Source organism: Rhizobium sp. L51/94 (assembly GCF_019355555.1).
In the GTDB taxonomy this organism is placed as follows: Bacteria; Pseudomonadota; Alphaproteobacteria; order Rhizobiales; family Rhizobiaceae; genus Rhizobium; species Rhizobium rhododendri.
Genome location: NZ_CP072141.1, coordinates 2239900 through 2255265, shown reverse-complemented (window position 1 = coordinate 2255265; position 15366 = coordinate 2239900). Strand labels below are relative to the sequence as shown.

Below are 15366 nucleotides of genomic sequence, written 5' to 3'. Positions count from 1 at the left end.
ATGCATGCAATTCTCTAGCCGATCTCCTCCGGCATAAAGCCACCTGTCTGGCGTTTCCACAGACGAGCAAACAGACCGTCCTGTTCGATCAACGCATCCGGCGTGCCCTCCTCGACGATCCTTCCCTGATCGAGCACCACGATCCTGTCCATTCTTGCAATTGTCGACAGTCGATGGGCGATGGCAATCACCGTTTTCCCTTCCATCACTGCGCTCAGCCTTTCCTCGATGGCCGCCTCCGACTCGCTGTCCAGGGCGGAGGTCGCCTCGTCGAGCACCAGGATCGGCGCATCCTTCAGAATGACGCGTGCAATCGCAATCCGCTGGCGCTGGCCGCCGGAGAGCTTGATGCCGCGATCTCCGACGAAGGCATCCAATCCCTTGCGCCCCTCGCCATCGGCAAGCTCGGCAATGAAATCGTTGGCCCGTGCAGCCTGTGCTGCTGCCTCGATCTCCGCTTGATCCGCGTCGGGGCGACCGTAGCGGATATTGTCGGCAACCGAGCGGTGGAGGAGCGCTACATCCTGGGCGATGACGCCGATCCCCTTGCGCAGGCTCGCCTGGGTGACCTCCCGGATATCCTGGCCATCGATGCGGATCGTGCCGGCAGTGATATCATAAAATCGAAGCAGCAGGTTCACCAACGTCGTCTTGCCGGCGCCGGAGAGGCCGACAAGCCCGATCTTTTCGCCGGGTCTTATCGTCAGCGAGAGATCGGTGATGATGGCCCTGCCGGATGCATAGGAGAAGGCGACGCCCTCGAAGCGGATCTCCCCATGCGACACAGAGAGTTTCTTCGCACCGGGCATATCGGTAATCGTCGGCGGCGTCGTCATCACAGGCATCGCGTCCTTGATGGTGCCGAGCGCCTTGAAGATTTGCTGGCCCATCTGCAGGAAGGTGAAGGATCCCGCCGACAGACGCTGCAGGATATAGACCGTCGCCACGAAATCGCCGACGGTGACAAAGCGGTCGTAGAGCCCGACAAACCCGATCCCCAGCATCACCAGCCAGAGCAGCATATTGAAGCTGATGACGACCAGTTCGGTCGTCCGGTAGATACGCTGCTCATGATGGAGTGTACGCACCGCCTCGGACATGATCTTCCTCAGCGTGCCCGCCTCGCTGTCTTCGGCGGCAAACTGCTTGACCATCTGGATATTGCTGTAGAGGTCTGTCAGCGCACCGGAGATAAGGCTGTTCTGCTTGGCGGAGCGACGGGCACGCTCCGTGAAATCGGGGACGACCTTGATGGTGAAGGCAATGTTCAGCGCAATCCAGACGATGACGGGAAGCGCCAGTTGCCACGACAATGTCGCCAGCAGGAATACGGAGCCGACAATCTGCAACATGAAGCGCGGTGCTGTCTGGAAGGTAATCAGCATCTGTTGCTGAACGGCATAGGCAACCTGATTGAGCCGCGACGCCACCTGGCCTGCAAACAGGTCATGGAAGAAGGCAAGGTCCTGCCGCTCCACCGCCATGTGCCCCTGCCACTGGATGGCGATGGGCAGGCTGATGCCGACGGTGTGGGAATTCAGGATGTTGGTGACGTAGAAAAATATCGGCATGACCGGGAAGATCATGAGGGCAAGCAAGACCAGCAGTTCTGACCTGCTATCGACAAAGCTCGCGACGCCCTGTGTGGTGATGCCATCGACAATCACAGAGAGCCCCCAGATGATCGTAAGGTTGATCGCCTCGACCACCATCGAACACAGCGCCATGGCAATCAGCACGCCGCGGAACATCTTAATCAGGTGGAGCAGAACTGCGATGGGGCCTTTGGTGGGTAATGGCCGATAAGGGATATCGAGCGGCCGGATCAAGGTTTCGAAGGGACGATAGATCGCATTTGAAATCGACATAAGCCGCTCCGGTGATCATCGGAAAGCGAAAACTCTGGACTAATGAATGGCATACCAGCAGTTCACGGGCCCAATCTCAATGGGAAAACGAACCGGCATCCGAAAAGTGAAGGCGACCGAAGTGGTCAGCCGAGCCAAATTCGGAGACGACACACCTGCCGCAACTCTCATGGCCCCATAAAAATGGCCAGGCTTGACGGCCTGGCCATTGTTCGAAAAATATCTGCGAGAAAAGCTGTTAACCGTGCTTACACAGCCTTGGCGGTGGTCAGTGCTGCGACAAGGATGCCTGCCGTCTCAACGGAAGAGCCTGGATTCTGGCCGGTGATCAGGAGACCGTCCTTGATCGTGTAGGACGCCCAGTCATCGCCGCTGGAATAGACGCCGCCGTTCTGCTTCAACATATCCTCGACCAGGAAAGGCACGACATCCGTGAGGCCGACGCCATCTTCTTCCGAGTTCTTGAAGCCCGTGACCTTCTTGCCGCTCACCAGCGGTGTTCCGTCCGCAGCCTTCACATGGCGCAGGACACCCGGCGCGTGGCAGACGAGGGCAACCGGCTTGCCCGCCCGATAAGTGCTTTCGATCAGCGCGATCGAGGTCTTGTCTTCGGCAAGATCCCACAGGGGGCCATGGCCGCCGGGATAAAAGACGCCGTCAAAGTCTTCGTGCGAAACGGAGCCAAGCTTGACGGTGGAGGCGAGAACCGCCTGGGCCTTCTGGTCGTTATGGAAACGGCGGGTCTGCTCCGTCTGGGAGCCCTCCTCGTCGCTTTTCGGATCGAGAGGCGGCTGGCCGCCAGCCGGCGAAGCAACGGTGATCTCAGCGCCTGCCTGAAGGAAAGCATAATAGGGAGCGGCGAACTCCTCGAGCCAGAAACCGGTCTTGCGGCCAGTGTTGCCGAGTTCGTCATGCGAGGTCAGAACCATCAGAATTTTCATTTTATAGATCCCATCGAGGGTTTTGAAATCGGGCCCGGCACCACGCCACGCCCTCCTTCCGGTACCGACGAACCGCTTGCGGCGCGGCCATCGTTTCCGATGAGGTGACTATGCGCCTCGGCGAGGAATTTCGGAAATTTATTAGTTGTATTTCAGATATTCATGAAAGATGATGACTGGATGAAGTATGATCTCAATCTGCTACCGGTCTTCATCGTCATGATGGAGGAGCGCAATGTCACCCGTGCAGCCGAGCGGTTGGGCATAACCCAGCCGGCCTTGTCGAACGCCCTGAACCGACTGCGAGAGACACTGCGCGACCCGCTGTTTATCCGGGAGCGCTATGGCATGAGGCCGACGCAGATGGCAGAAGAGCTAGCCCCTGTGATCATCGATGCTCTCGCCAAGATCGACGAGGCAATCGTCGGGCAACAGGATTTCGATCCGTGGCACGCCGAGCGGCTCTTCACTATCGCACCGAACAGCTATGTCGAATTTGTCCTGATGCCCTCGATCGTTTCGAAACTACGCGAACGCGCGCCCGGCATCAGGCTGCGTCTCATACCCTTCAACAACGATGCCACGGAAGCCGGCGCGGTATCCGGTGCGACCGATATGGTGATGGGCCGGATCGTAGATCCGCCGGATAATCTGGTCGTCCAGCACCTGATGGACGACGGGCTGGCCTGCGTGGTGAGAGCCGGACATCCCGACATCCGCGACGGTATTTCACGGGAACAGTACGAGACCCTCAAGCATGTCAACGTCATCCCGCCTGGACGGCTGCGGGCCGGTCTTTTCCAGGCGCTTGGACAGAAGGGCTTGAACCGCGAGGTCGCTGTGTCCGTCACCCACTTTCTGGCCGTGCCGGAGATGATCGCCGTGACGGACTACTGCGCCACCCTGCCCGGCCTTATTTGCCGCCACCTTGCTGCGGACCCGCGATTGCGGGTCCTGCCTGCGCCCGTGGACCTCGGCACATTTCCCGTCGAAATGGCCTGGCACGTGCGCTATCGCCAAGACCCGGCTCACCGCTGGCTAAGATCCCTTATCGTCGAGGTCACGAAAGACATGGTCGGGAGCCTTGGTGGCAAATAGAGATAGGCCTGATGTGGACACACTCAATTTTCACCGAATGAAATTTCTCGCCCGTCTAGACGTCCGGAAAAGATACAACGCCGCCAACGAAAGATTTTTCGACTTCAGATTGATGATCTTTGACTGCACATATATCGCAATACGATTTTTGATACTCAGCTTCGTACATCCGAATATGGTTTCTACATAACCATTCATGATTTCGACCAGTTCGTCCTTGTAAGCCGCCATCTTTTTCTGTTGCGGCGTCTTGGAAAATGCCACGGCCGTAAAGGCATCCGAAATTATCATATGCGTAAAACGCGGCGCGATGAGGTCCCTCACATAGTTGCGCCTCTTGTCGACATCATCGGGAAACTGCGAGCAGAGCTTTTTCACATAGCGAAGCCGGCTTCGGCTCATCTTGATGCTGTACGACGTGCTCTCACTGTTGATGCACCAGACGGTGACGGCTTTATCGACAAAGTAATTCGTATACCCGCGACGGAAGATACGCAGGAAAAGGTCGTCATCTTCGTAGCCGGTAAATTGCGGATCGAAGCCGCCGACTGCCTCGAAAGCTGTGCGCTCGATCAACGACGCTGACGGCAGTACAAACATGTCGTTCGCAAGCAGGTCATTGATGAACCGCTTAGGGTGCAACGCATGCTGCTTGACCATGTCCGAGCGCACTATATTGCCCTCGCCATCCGCCTCCATCAGGTCGCCATAAACCCAACCAAAATGCGGATCGTCAAGAGGAACTGCGTCGAGGAGCGTTGCTATATGCGTTTTCAGGTAGAAGTCATCCTGATCGAGAAAGCAGATGAACCTCGAAGACGTATGTGCAACACCGTAGTTTCTTGCAGTCCCCTGGCCGCCATTCTCTTTTCTCAAGACACGAAAGCCCATGGACTGGGCTATTTCGTCAAGCAAGGCGGCTTCCTCTGGTGAAGATCCGTCATCGACGACTACAAATTCTGTCGCAGGAACGGTCTGCGCCAACACACTCTCGGCCGACCTACGAATATATTTCGAACCATTATAATAGGGTATTATAACAGCAACAGTTTCTATCCGCGACGCAGTCTCTTGGTGCGGCATTTTCATTTCGACATCACTATCAGACATAGATATTCCAAACTGGCTAACTCACTGAGGCTTAATACCGAGACACCTTCCGAATATACGGCGGTAGACGACATTTAATCTACCTTAAGGTTCATTAGTATTTACGATAAAATGTCATTCATGCAGACGTATAAGTGCATCGCATGACAGAAACATACAGCAACCTATACCGCTTTTTCGATGCAATACCAATCTCTTGAGTTGTTGCCAAGAGGTTTATTATTAAACCGTTATGAAAGTGGTATCCCCGCTCGACACAATCTTAACTTGCATTCGATGCGGTCTCAAGTCTTCCTTAAACTTCCCTTGCTATGGTCATAGTCACGAGTATTGCGTTTTTGGTGGACATCATGTTTACGCGTCTGGTTCTTGGTATCGGCTTGCTTTCGGCTACCGCAGTGACCCATCCGGCCGAGGCGGCCGATGCCCGGGTGCTTCAGATCGTCGTGTCGACGAACCGGCAGCAGTTATCGGTCTATGACGGCGACACCGTGGTCGCGACCTCGAAAGTATCGACTGGAAAATCCGGCCATTCGACGCCATCGGGCATCTTTTCGGTCCTGGAAAAGGAGGTCTACCACCGCTCAAACATCTATTCGAATTCGCCGATGCCGTTCATGCAAAGGCTGACGTGGTCGGGCATCGCGCTCCACGAATCCAGCTCTGTGCCGAACTATCCGGCCTCTCACGGCTGCGTCCGCATGCCAAAAGCCTTCGCCAAGAAGCTCTACGCAATGACGCAGCCCGGCGTGCACGTTGTCATCAATGACGCCGCCGTCGTACCCCAGCCGATCGAGCATGCGACGCTGTTTCATCCGCTGGCCCCGACGGTCAGTGGCCCGATGTTTTCCGAGCTGTCTCTGCGTCCGACGACGTCAGGCTTTCTGTTGCGCGCCGAGCCGGTGGAAGTAGCCATGAACGACACTGCCGCGCTGCCACCGCCGCCGGCACTCACTGCCCCGCGCAACGAGGCGCCGCTGAGCATCTTGATCACCCGACGGGGCTTGCGCGAAAACGTCCGCGACCTGCAGCAACTTCTATCCACGCTCGGCTTCGATGCAGGCCTTCCTGACGGCTATCTCGGCCCTGCCACCGTCCGGGCTATCCGCGATTTTCGGAGTGCCCATGGTCTCCCCGCAACAGGCGGGCTGATCGGGCCGGAACTGATGAAGGCCGTCTATGCCGCCGCCGGCAAGGGCGAACCACCGAACGGTGCCATCATGGTCCGCCAGGGCTTCAAGCCGGTGCTCGAGGCGTCGGCAACCATTGCGGAGCCACAGGAAGCTCTCGGAACGCATTTCTTTACCGCCCACGACGTGGAACGCGCCATTGGCCAGGCGCAGTGGTACGGCATGACGCTTGAGGGCGACCTGTCCAGGGATACGAAAAAGCGCTTCGGCATTACCAGCGAGAAACAATCGGAAGCCTTGGATGCCGCCGACCGGGCACTCGACCGCATCTCGATCCCCGACGACGTCAGGCAAAAGATCGAGGGCCTGCTGACAACGGGATCGTCGCTGACCATATCGGACACCGGCGTCGGCCCGGAGACCGGCGAAGGCACCGACTTCATCACTATCACGCGGCATGGCGGGCTGGCTACGAAGGGGTAACCTATCAAACCAGTTCGACGTCGATCACCCCCGGTGCGGAGCGCATCGCGGCGGCGATTTCGGGGGAGATGCGATACTTGTTGGGCAGTGCGACTTCGACCTCTCGCTTGCCGTCTTCCTTGATGACGATGAAGGATACCAAGCCGTCGCCCCTGGCGTTGAGATGAGCGGCGACCATCTTCAGCGGGCCTGAATCACGCACGAAGACGCGCATGGCCTTCTGCATCTGCAGCGATTTTTCCTCCAGCGACTGCACGGAATTCAGCCGCAGGCTGATACCTTCCGGCCTCTCCTCGGCGGCGGCGGTCAGCACGAAGGATTTGCCCACCTCAAGGATTTCGCGGTACTGGGCCAGCAGTTCGGAAAACATGACAGCCTCGAACTGCCCGGTGGCATCCGAGAATGTGTAGATCCCCATCTTGTTGCCGGTGCGCGTCTTGCGCTCCTGCTTGGCGATGACGGTGCCGGCCAGCCGCGCATTGCCGGCGCCGTGCTTGATGCCGGCAGAGAAGTCCGCAAAGCTCTGCACCCGTAACTTGTCGAGCACGCCGCTATAGGCATCGAGCGGATGGGCCGTGAGATAGAAGCCGAGTACCTGGAACTCCTTCAGCAGCCGTTCGGACGCAAGCCACGGCGTGAAGGCCGGGAAGGAAATCTTTTCCGGGCCGGAGGCGGAGCCCGAGCCGAACATGTCATGCTGGCCGCTGCGGCGGTTTTCCTGTGCAAGCTGGGCATAGCCGATCAGCCGTTCCATGCCCGCCAGAAGCTGGGCCCGGTCGATGCCGAAGCAATCAAAGGCGCCGGCATAGAGCAGGCTTTCGAGGACACGGCGATTGACTTGTTTCGGGTCGATGCGCAGGCAGAAATCCTCGATGCTAGCGAAAGGCTTGTCGCCACGCACCTCGACGATGTGCTCGACGGCGGCATCGCCAACGCCCTTGATGGCAGCCAGCGAATAAAAGATCGTTCGGTCGCCGGTCTGGAAATGGCGGAAAGAAGTCTGTACCGACGGCGCCACGACCTCGATGCCGAGGCGCTTGGCATCCTGGCGGAAATCGTTGACCTTTTCAGTGTTGGCCATATCCAGCGTCATCGACGCGGCGAGGAACTCGACCGGGTAATGGGCCTTCATATAGGCCGTTTGGTAGGAGACGATGGCGTAGGCGGCGGCATGCGACTTGTTGAAGCCGTAATTGGCGAATTTGGCCAAGAGTTCGAAGATGTTGTCGGACTGCACCTTCGAGACGCCGTTCTTCATCGAACCTTCGACGAAGCGAACGCGCTGCTGGTCCATCTCCGCCTTGATCTTCTTGCCCATGGCGCGGCGCAAAAGATCCGCCTCGCCAAGCGAATAGCCTGACAGGACCTGGGCGATCTGCATCACCTGTTCCTGGTAGACGATGACGCCCTGCGTTTCCTTGACAAGGTGATCGATCATCGGGTGGATCGACTCGATCTCCTCCTCGCCGTGCTTGCGGGCATTGTAGGTCGGGATATTTTCCATCGGGCCGGGACGATAAAGCGCCACCAGTGCGATGATGTCCTCGATGCAGTCCGGCCGCATGCCGAGCAGCGCCTTGCGCATCCCCTGGCTTTCCACCTGGAAGATGCCGACCGTTTCGCCGCGCGCCAGCTTCTCGTAGGTTACCGCGTCATCAAGCGGAATGGTGGCGAGGTCGACCGAGATGCCGCGTAGCTTCACAAAATCGACTGCCGTCTTCAGCACCGTCAGGGTCTTGAGGCCGAGAAAGTCGAACTTGACGAGGCCCGCCTGTTCGACCCACTTCATGTTGAACTGGGTGACCGGCATGTCGGAGCGCGGATCGCGGTACATCGGCACCAGCTTCGACAGCGGCCGGTCGCCGATGACGATACCGGCGGCATGGGTCGAGGCGTGGCGATAAAGACCCTCCAGCTTCTGCGCGATGTCAAGCAGGCGGGCGACCACCGGCTCCTTCTCGGCCTCCTCCTGAAATCGCGGCTCGTCCTTGATCGCCTGTGCGAGCGTCACCGGATTGGCCGGGTTGTTCGGCACCAGCTTCGAGATCTTGTCGACCTGGCCATAGGGCATTTCCAGCACGCGGCCGACGTCGCGCAGGGCAGCGCGGGCCTGCAGGGATCCGAAGGTGATGATCTGCGCCACCTGCTCGCGGCCGTATTTCTTCTGGACGTAGCGGATGACTTCTTCGCGCCGGTCCTGGCAGAAGTCGATGTCGAAGTCTGGCATCGACACACGATCGGGATTGAGAAAGCGTTCGAACAGCAGCGAGAAACGCAAAGGGTCGACGTCGGTGATGGTCAGGGCATAGGCCACCAGCGAGCCCGCACCCGATCCGCGCCCGGGACCGACCGGGATATCCTCGTTCTTCGCCCACTTGATGAAGTCGGCAACGATCAGGAAGTAGCCCGGAAAACCCATGCGCTCGATAACACCGAGTTCGAATTCCAGCCGGTCGCGATAGACCCGTTCGTCATAGCCCGGCGCCGTGCCGAGCGTCGCCAGCCGCAGGTCGAGCCCCTCGACAGCTTGCGCCCGCAATTCGAGTGCCTCGGCGCGCTCAGCCTCCTTCGGATCATCGCTGGCGCCGGTGAAGCGCGGCAGGATCGGCTTGCGGGTCTGCAGCACGAAAGCACAGCGCTCGGCGATCTCGACGGTGTTGGCCAGCGCCTCCGGCAGATCGGCAAACAGCCTTGCCATTTCGGCGCGGCTTTTCAGATAGTGGTCCGGCGTGAGGCGAAACCGGCTGTCGTCCGAGACGATCGCATTGTGGGCGACAGCCATCAGCGCATCATGGGCATCGTAGTCGTCGCGGGTCGGAAAGAAGGCCTCGTTGGTGGCGACCAACGGCAGTTCGTGCTCGTAGGCGAGTGCAATCATGCGTTGTTCGTGGCGGCGATCATAGGTGCCGTGGCGCTGCAACTCGACATAGAGCCGGTCGCCGAAAAGCGCCTTCAGGCGCAGCAGCCTCGCCACCGCCTTCTGCGGATGGCCTTCCTTGATTTCGATATCGACGGGCCCGCCAACGGAGCCGGACAGCGCGATCAGGCCGTCGGTACCGATCTCCTCCAGCCAGGACGCCTTGACATGCACGGCCTGACTATTGTCGCCGCCGAGATAGGCGCGACTGACGAGATCGACCATGCGCTCGTAGCCGGCGTCGCTGGCCGCCAGAAGCACGATGGCAGGCAGCTTGGCGAGCCCCTGCTGGCCGTTGCGCTTCTCGCCCTCGACACTGTCTTCCATGTCGATCGAAACCTGGCAGCCGATGATCGGCTGCAGACCCTCGTCCATCGCCTTCTGGGAGAACTCGAGCGCGATGAACAGGTTGTTGGTATCGGTGATCGCCAGAGCCGGCTGGCTGTCGCTTGAAGCCTTGGCGAGGATCTTCTTCAGCGGCAAAGCGCCTTCTAGAAGCGAATATGCCGAATGCACACGCAGATGCACGAACTCCGGCGACGATCCAGAGGGTCCGCCCTGCCTGTCAGTTGCCTCTGCCATGATAAGCCCTTCCGCATGCCCGAATGAATCGGTCCTATTGTCGGCATAGCGGTTAGCAAAGTCCAGAACAACTCAGGTCGGCAAGACCACGTGGCGGTCGTCATACCCGAAAACTTACATCGCCATGACGATGATCGACAGGCTGGTGACGAACATGACGATGGAGGCGAAAGCGGCGACGTCTCGAATAATATCGGTCATTGGGCCTCTCCGGTGTTGTTATGTTCCTTATATGTTCCCTTTATATTCACCTGTCAACAGCATTTTCAGCGAGCTTGATTCAAATGCTGCTACGCTATTCCCTATGGCTGGGACGTACACCGACGCCATGCTATGAGCGTGCGTGGAGGAGATGATCATGAAAAATTTGGCCTTGGCGCTGGTCGGTGCCGCCTTATGCGTGTCGAGTGCGTTTGCCGGCGATATCGCGCCGGAAAAGATCATCGGAGCTGCGATCGGCGACTGGAACAGGGACGACAATGCTGACCTCGCCCTGCTGATTGCCCCTGAGGATGATGGCGACGACATCGGCATCTACATCTACGTGCGCGACAGGGAGCATCTTCTCCTTCATCTCGCCGCAGCAGCACCGAACAAGGTATCCGGCAATACCAGTCTCGACGGAATGTTCGGCAGGGACGCAGGCATATCGACGCTGCCTAACGGCTCGATCTCCGTCCATTCGGAAAACAGCGGTGGTGGACGCGACCGCTGGGAGCAGACGCTGACGATCGCCTATCGCAACGCGACGTTCGTCGTTGCCGGCTTCACTTACACCCATCACGACACGCTGGATCCCGACAACAGCGGCACCTGCGACTATAATGTGCTCAGCGGCAAGGTCAGCAGCGGTGGCAAGGAACGCAAAGTCGACGCGAGGACGGTCGCAGTTGCCGACTGGGCGGATCAAACTGCCATGGACGCGTGTGGCATCCGCGATGAATGAGCGCCGGGACAATTACAGCGCCTGCAGCCAGATGCCTTTGTTCTTATTTTGTTCTTTACATGGCCGCGTGAAAATGCAACCCTGGGAATGCATCCAGGGGAGCAGTTATGGATCGGACGCTGCTGAATGACTTTATTGTCGTGGCGAAATCGCAGACCTATGTAGCGGATGCGGTAAAACTATCTTCCTGTCGTCCGGGGTCTCACGACACCGGTTACGAGCGCGGTCGGTGGCGTTATCTCGACAGCTATTTCGGAGGCTCCGATTTTGCCGGCCAGGAGGTGGTGTGGTTATCAGGCGATCCCGTCTGGGCGATGAATTATTTCGGGAGGATCATCGAGCCGGCACGATCGATGCTGTGAAGGCGGGCTGCGTCATCAAGGCAGCGTTGCGGCATCTGTATGTCGAGGAGAAGCGGTTCCTCGGTGGGTTGCAGTTCGACCATGACTTCGGTCGCTACACGGACGAGAGTAGCGGTGATTGCACCCATTTCAGCGGGCGCGAGCATATTATCGTAGACGGTCGCGCGGCCTATGAACTCGACTATCGCGGCGGCCTCATCGTGCCTTGACCGGCACGACGATCAGAATTCGACGACCTTGCCGCCCGAGATTGTAACGCGACGGTCCATGCGGGCAGCCAGATCGTGATTGTGGGTGGCAATCATCGCGGCCAGTCCCGATTGGCGCACCAGCGCCTCCAGGGCATCGAAGACGTAGTGGGCGGTGCCGGGGTCGAGATTGCCGGTGGGTTCGTCGGCGAGAAGCACCAGTGGCGCGTTGGCGACGGCACGGGCGATGGCGACTCGCTGCTGTTCGCCGCCGGAGAGCTCGGCCGGGCGGTGCTCGCCGCGATGGCCGACGCGCATGTAGTCGAGAAGCTGGCTTGCCCTGGCCCGGGCTTCCTTCTGCGTCAGTCCGGCGATCATCTGCGGCATCATGACATTCTCGATGGCCGAGAACTCCGGCAGCAGGTGGTGGAACTGGTAGACAAAGCCGATGTCGTTGCGACGGATGGCCGTGCGCTTCTCGTCGGTGAGGTTGTTGCAGGGATTGCCGTTGATCGTGACATCGCCGGCATCGGGCTGCTCGAGCAGGCCGGCGACGTGCAGCAGCGTCGACTTGCCGGTGCCGGACGGTGCAACGAGCGCGACGATTTCGCCGCGATGGAGCGCGAAATCTGCATCCTTCAGGATGGAGAGCATGGTCTCGCCCTCACCATAGTGGCGATCGATGCCGGTCAGCTGAAGCACGACGTTGGATTTCATGGAAATGCTGGCATCCTTATTCATAGCGCAGCGCCTGGACCGGGTCGAGCCGCGAGGCACGCCAGGCGGGGAAGATCGTGGCGAGGAACGACAGGCCAAGCGCCATGACGACGACAGTGACAGTTTCGCTGAGGTTCATCTCGGCCGGCAGCTTGCTCAGGAAATACAGCTGCGGATCGAACAGCACGGTGCCGGAAACCCAAGAGAAAAATTTGCGGATGGATTCGATGTTGATGCAAACGAGGACGCCGAGCGCGACCCCACCAAAAGTGCCGACGATGCCGATAGCTGCCCCGGTCATGAAGAATATCCGCATGATGGAGCCGGATGTCGCCCCCATCGTCCTGAGGATGGCGATGTCGCTGCCCTTGTCCTTCACCAGCATGATGAGGCCGGAGATGATGTTCAGTGCCGCGACCAGCACGATCATCGTCAGGATCATGAACATGACGTTGCGCTCGACTTGGAGGGCCGAGAAGAACGTCTCGTTGCGGGCGCGCCAGTCAGTGAGGTAGACCTGCCGGCCGGCTGCTGCCTCTATCAAAGGCTTGATGGTGTCGACATCGTCGGGCTTGTTGACGAAGATCTCGATGGATTGGACGATGCCGGGCGAGTTGAAATAGAGCTGCGCCTCTTCGAGCGGCATGAAGACGATGGAGGAATCGTATTCGGACATGCCTATCTCGAAGATACCGGAGACGGTGTAGGATTTTACGCGCGGGTTGACGCCGAATGGCGTGACGTCGCCGTCGGGTGCAATGAGAGTGATCTGGTCGCCGGCGGCCAGCCCCAGCTGCTGTGCCATGCGCGAGCCGATCAGCACACCGGTGCCGGCGGCAAAGCCCACCATGTCGCCGCTCTTTATGTTGCCGGAGACGGTCTTCAGCTTCTCAAGATCCTCGGCACGAATACCGCGGATCAACGCACCGCTGCCGACGCCACCCCGGCCGGAGGCGAGCGTTTCGCCCTCCACCAGCGGCAGGGCCATGGTCACGCCGGGAACGGCCGCAAACTTCTTGGCAAGTGCCGCGTAGTCGTTCAGCGGAGTGTCGATAGGCTGGACGATGACATGGCCGTTAAGGCCGAGGATGCGCGAAATCAGTTCGGTGCGGAAACCGTTCATGACCGCCATCACGATGATCAGCGTCGCGACGCCGAGCATGATGCCAATGAAGGAAAAGCCCGCAATCACCGAGATATAGGCTTCCTTGCGCCGGGCGCGCAGGTAGCGCCAGGCAACGAGCCGTTCGAATGCAGAAAATGCACGCGACGGCGAGCGAGCGCCAGATGTCTTTTCCTGTTTGGCCACTGCTGCGCCGCTTACCGCCATACCCTGTCGTCCTTCGCTCAGCCCAGAAGCCGGTTGATTGCAGCGTCCATGGTCATGGTCTCGCGCGCACCGGTCTTGCGATCCTTGACCTCCACCTCGCCCGACGCAACGGAGCGCGGACCGACGATGATCTGCAGCGGCACGCCGATCAGGTCTGCCGTCGCGAATTTCGTGCCGGCTCGTTCGTCGCGGTCATCGAGGAGGATGTCCCTACCCGCCTTGGTAAGCGTCGAATAAAGCTTTTCGCAGGCAGAATCACAGGCTTCGTCACCCGCCTTCATGTTGATGATGATGGCATCGAAGGGGGACACGGATGCTGGCCAGATGATTCCGTTTTCATCGTGCGACGCTTCGATGATGGCAGGCACCAGACGTGTCGGTCCGATGCCGTAGGAGCCCATGTGAACGAGGTGCTCCTTGCCATCGGGACCCTGTACCTTGGCGTTCATCGGCTCGGAATATTTGGTTCCGAAATAGAAGATGTGGCCGACTTCGATACCGCGTGCGGACAGGCGCTCGCTATCGGGGATGGCGTCGAAGGCCGCCTCGTCGTGCATTTCGGAAGTGGCGGCGTAGACCGATGTCCACTTTTCGAAGATCGCGTTGATGCCGGCGATATCGTCGAAGTCAGTGTCCTCGGCGGGGATGTCGAATTTCACAAAGTCGCGGTGGCTGAAGACTTCCGACTCGCCGGTGTCGGCCAGAATGATGAACTCATGGCTAAGGTCGCCGCCGATGGGGCCGGTGTCGGCACGCATCGGGATGGCGCGCAGGCCAAGCCGCTCGAACGTCCGCAGGTAGGCCGCGAACATCTTCTTGTAAGAATGTTCGGCACCCTCCTTGGTCAGGTCGAAGGAATAGGCGTCCTTCATCATGAACTCGCGCGAGCGCATGGTGCCGAAGCGCGGACGGATCTCATCGCGGAATTTCAGCTGGATGTGATAGAGGTTGAGGGGCAGATCCTTGTAGGATTTGACCGACGAACGGAAAATGTCGGTGATCATTTCCTCGTTGGTCGGGCCGTAGAGCATTGGCCGGTCCTGACGGTCCTTGATGCGCAGCATTTCCTTGCCGTACGCTTCGTAACGTCCGCTTTCCTGCCAGAGTTCGGCTGACTGTAGGGTCGGCATCGACAGTTCGATGGCGCCGGAGCGGTTTTGCTCCTCGCGAATGATGTTGTTGACCTTGTCGAGAACACGCTTGCCGAGCGGCAGCCACGAGTAGATGCCCTGGCTCTGCTGGCGGATCATGCCGGCGCGCAGCATCAGTCGATGCGAGACGATTTCCGCTTCCTTGGGATTTTCCTTGAGGATAGGCATGAAGTATCGGGACAGGCGCATCGCATATTCCAGAGGTTGTACGAATCCGCTATTGGCGGAATCGCAAAAAAGTTAACGCTGGGGGCGTTCATAGCTGCTTCGCGGACGGAAAGAAACCCGCATTTGCCCGCCTTCACGGCGCATCGGGGGACCGGCATGCGCCATCCCCACCTTTCGGCCCACCGCGCCAAAATGACGCACGATTGACGACTTTAGCAAAAACTTGTCAACAGAAAAAATTTGCGCAGGTGTAACAAATATGCAAAAAAACAGATGACAAAGCCCCCTCCTTGGGCTAGTTTCAGCTCACAAAAGAGGCAGGATGATTAAATTCCTGTCGATCTCGCGGTCAAGTCTTGGGAGGATTAGATCTTA

The 15366-nt window shown here is 58.9% G+C and carries 10 protein-coding genes and 1 pseudogene; 4 read left to right on the top strand and 7 right to left on the bottom strand.

Features of this window, described 5'->3' with window-relative positions; all coding sequences use genetic code 11:
- Positions 1-14 precede the first annotated feature (14 nt).
- Positions 15-1868, bottom strand: coding sequence for an ABC transporter ATP-binding protein (locus tag J5274_RS11055; RefSeq protein WP_219274590.1), 1854 nt, complete (start codon positions 1866-1868; stop codon positions 15-17).
- Positions 1869-2116: 248 nt separating this feature from the next.
- Positions 2117-2809, bottom strand: a complete 693-nt coding sequence (locus tag J5274_RS11050) for a type 1 glutamine amidotransferase domain-containing protein (protein ID WP_142829031.1) — start codon at positions 2807-2809, stop codon at positions 2117-2119.
- Between the two features lie 180 nt (positions 2810-2989).
- Here J5274_RS11050 and J5274_RS11045 point away from each other — a divergent pair, with 180 nt between their 5' ends.
- On the top strand, positions 2990-3907 hold the full coding sequence (locus tag J5274_RS11045; RefSeq protein WP_142829066.1) for a LysR substrate-binding domain-containing protein: 918 nt from the start codon (positions 2990-2992) through the stop codon (positions 3905-3907).
- Between the two features lie 30 nt (positions 3908-3937).
- Here J5274_RS11045 and J5274_RS11040 read toward each other — a convergent pair whose 3' ends face one another.
- On the bottom strand, positions 3938-5017 hold the full coding sequence (locus J5274_RS11040; protein WP_202617108.1) for a glycosyltransferase family 2 protein: 1080 nt from the start codon (positions 5015-5017) through the stop codon (positions 3938-3940).
- 350 nt (positions 5018-5367) lie between these two features.
- Between J5274_RS11040 and J5274_RS11035 the strand changes: the two genes are divergently transcribed.
- Complete coding sequence (locus J5274_RS11035; protein ID WP_142829033.1) at positions 5368-6630, top strand: L,D-transpeptidase family protein; 1263 nt, start codon at positions 5368-5370, stop codon at positions 6628-6630.
- 4 nt (positions 6631-6634) lie between these two features.
- Here J5274_RS11035 and dnaE read toward each other — a convergent pair whose 3' ends face one another.
- Entirely contained in the window at positions 6635-10129 is a 3495-nt protein-coding gene (gene dnaE / locus J5274_RS11030) for a DNA polymerase III subunit alpha (protein WP_142829035.1), read from the bottom strand.
- Positions 10130-10487: 358 nt separating this feature from the next.
- On the opposite strand from dnaE, the gene J5274_RS11025 reads away from it, so the two are divergent.
- On the top strand, positions 10488-11075 hold the full coding sequence (locus J5274_RS11025; protein ID WP_219274589.1) for a hypothetical protein: 588 nt from the start codon (positions 10488-10490) through the stop codon (positions 11073-11075).
- Positions 11076-11182: 107 nt separating this feature from the next.
- Positions 11183-11646: pseudogene (locus J5274_RS11020) on the top strand (DUF5680 domain-containing protein).
- A 12-nt stretch (positions 11647-11658) separates the two neighbouring features.
- On the opposite strand, the gene J5274_RS11015 reads toward J5274_RS11020, so the two are convergent.
- From J5274_RS11015 to proS, 3 genes are read right to left on the bottom strand one after another with little or no spacing between them, the layout of a single operon-like run.
- A complete protein-coding gene (locus J5274_RS11015) occupies positions 11659-12342 on the bottom strand; it encodes an ABC transporter ATP-binding protein (RefSeq protein WP_142829072.1) in 684 nt (227 codons plus the stop codon).
- Between the two features lie 16 nt (positions 12343-12358).
- Positions 12359-13672 (bottom strand): lipoprotein-releasing ABC transporter permease subunit, encoded by a 1314-nt coding sequence (locus tag J5274_RS11010; protein ID WP_142829037.1) that lies wholly within the window; start codon positions 13670-13672, stop codon positions 12359-12361.
- A gap of 17 nt (positions 13673-13689) precedes the next feature.
- On the bottom strand, positions 13690-15012 hold the full coding sequence (gene proS / locus J5274_RS11005; RefSeq protein WP_142829039.1) for a proline--tRNA ligase: 1323 nt from the start codon (positions 15010-15012) through the stop codon (positions 13690-13692).
- Positions 15013-15366: the final 354 nt, after the last annotated feature.

Coding starts and splice junctions, on each gene's coding strand:
- J5274_RS11055 (WP_219274590.1), bottom strand. CDS start 1,868: ATGTCGATTTCAAATGCGATCTATCGTCCCTTCGAAACCTTGATCCGG.
- J5274_RS11050 (WP_142829031.1), bottom strand. CDS start 2,809: ATGAAAATTCTGATGGTTCTGACCTCGCATGACGAACTCGGCAACACT.
- J5274_RS11045 (WP_142829066.1), top strand. CDS start 2,990: ATGAAGTATGATCTCAATCTGCTACCGGTCTTCATCGTCATGATGGAG.
- J5274_RS11040 (WP_202617108.1), bottom strand. CDS start 5,017: ATGTCTGATAGTGATGTCGAAATGAAAATGCCGCACCAAGAGACTGCG.
- J5274_RS11035 (WP_142829033.1), top strand. CDS start 5,368: ATGTTTACGCGTCTGGTTCTTGGTATCGGCTTGCTTTCGGCTACCGCA.
- dnaE (WP_142829035.1), bottom strand. CDS start 10,129: ATGGCAGAGGCAACTGACAGGCAGGGCGGACCCTCTGGATCGTCGCCG.
- J5274_RS11025 (WP_219274589.1), top strand. CDS start 10,488: ATGAAAAATTTGGCCTTGGCGCTGGTCGGTGCCGCCTTATGCGTGTCG.
- J5274_RS11015 (WP_142829072.1), bottom strand. CDS start 12,342: ATGAAATCCAACGTCGTGCTTCAGCTGACCGGCATCGATCGCCACTAT.
- J5274_RS11010 (WP_142829037.1), bottom strand. CDS start 13,672: ATGGCGGTAAGCGGCGCAGCAGTGGCCAAACAGGAAAAGACATCTGGC.
- proS (WP_142829039.1), bottom strand. CDS start 15,012: ATGCGCCTGTCCCGATACTTCATGCCTATCCTCAAGGAAAATCCCAAG.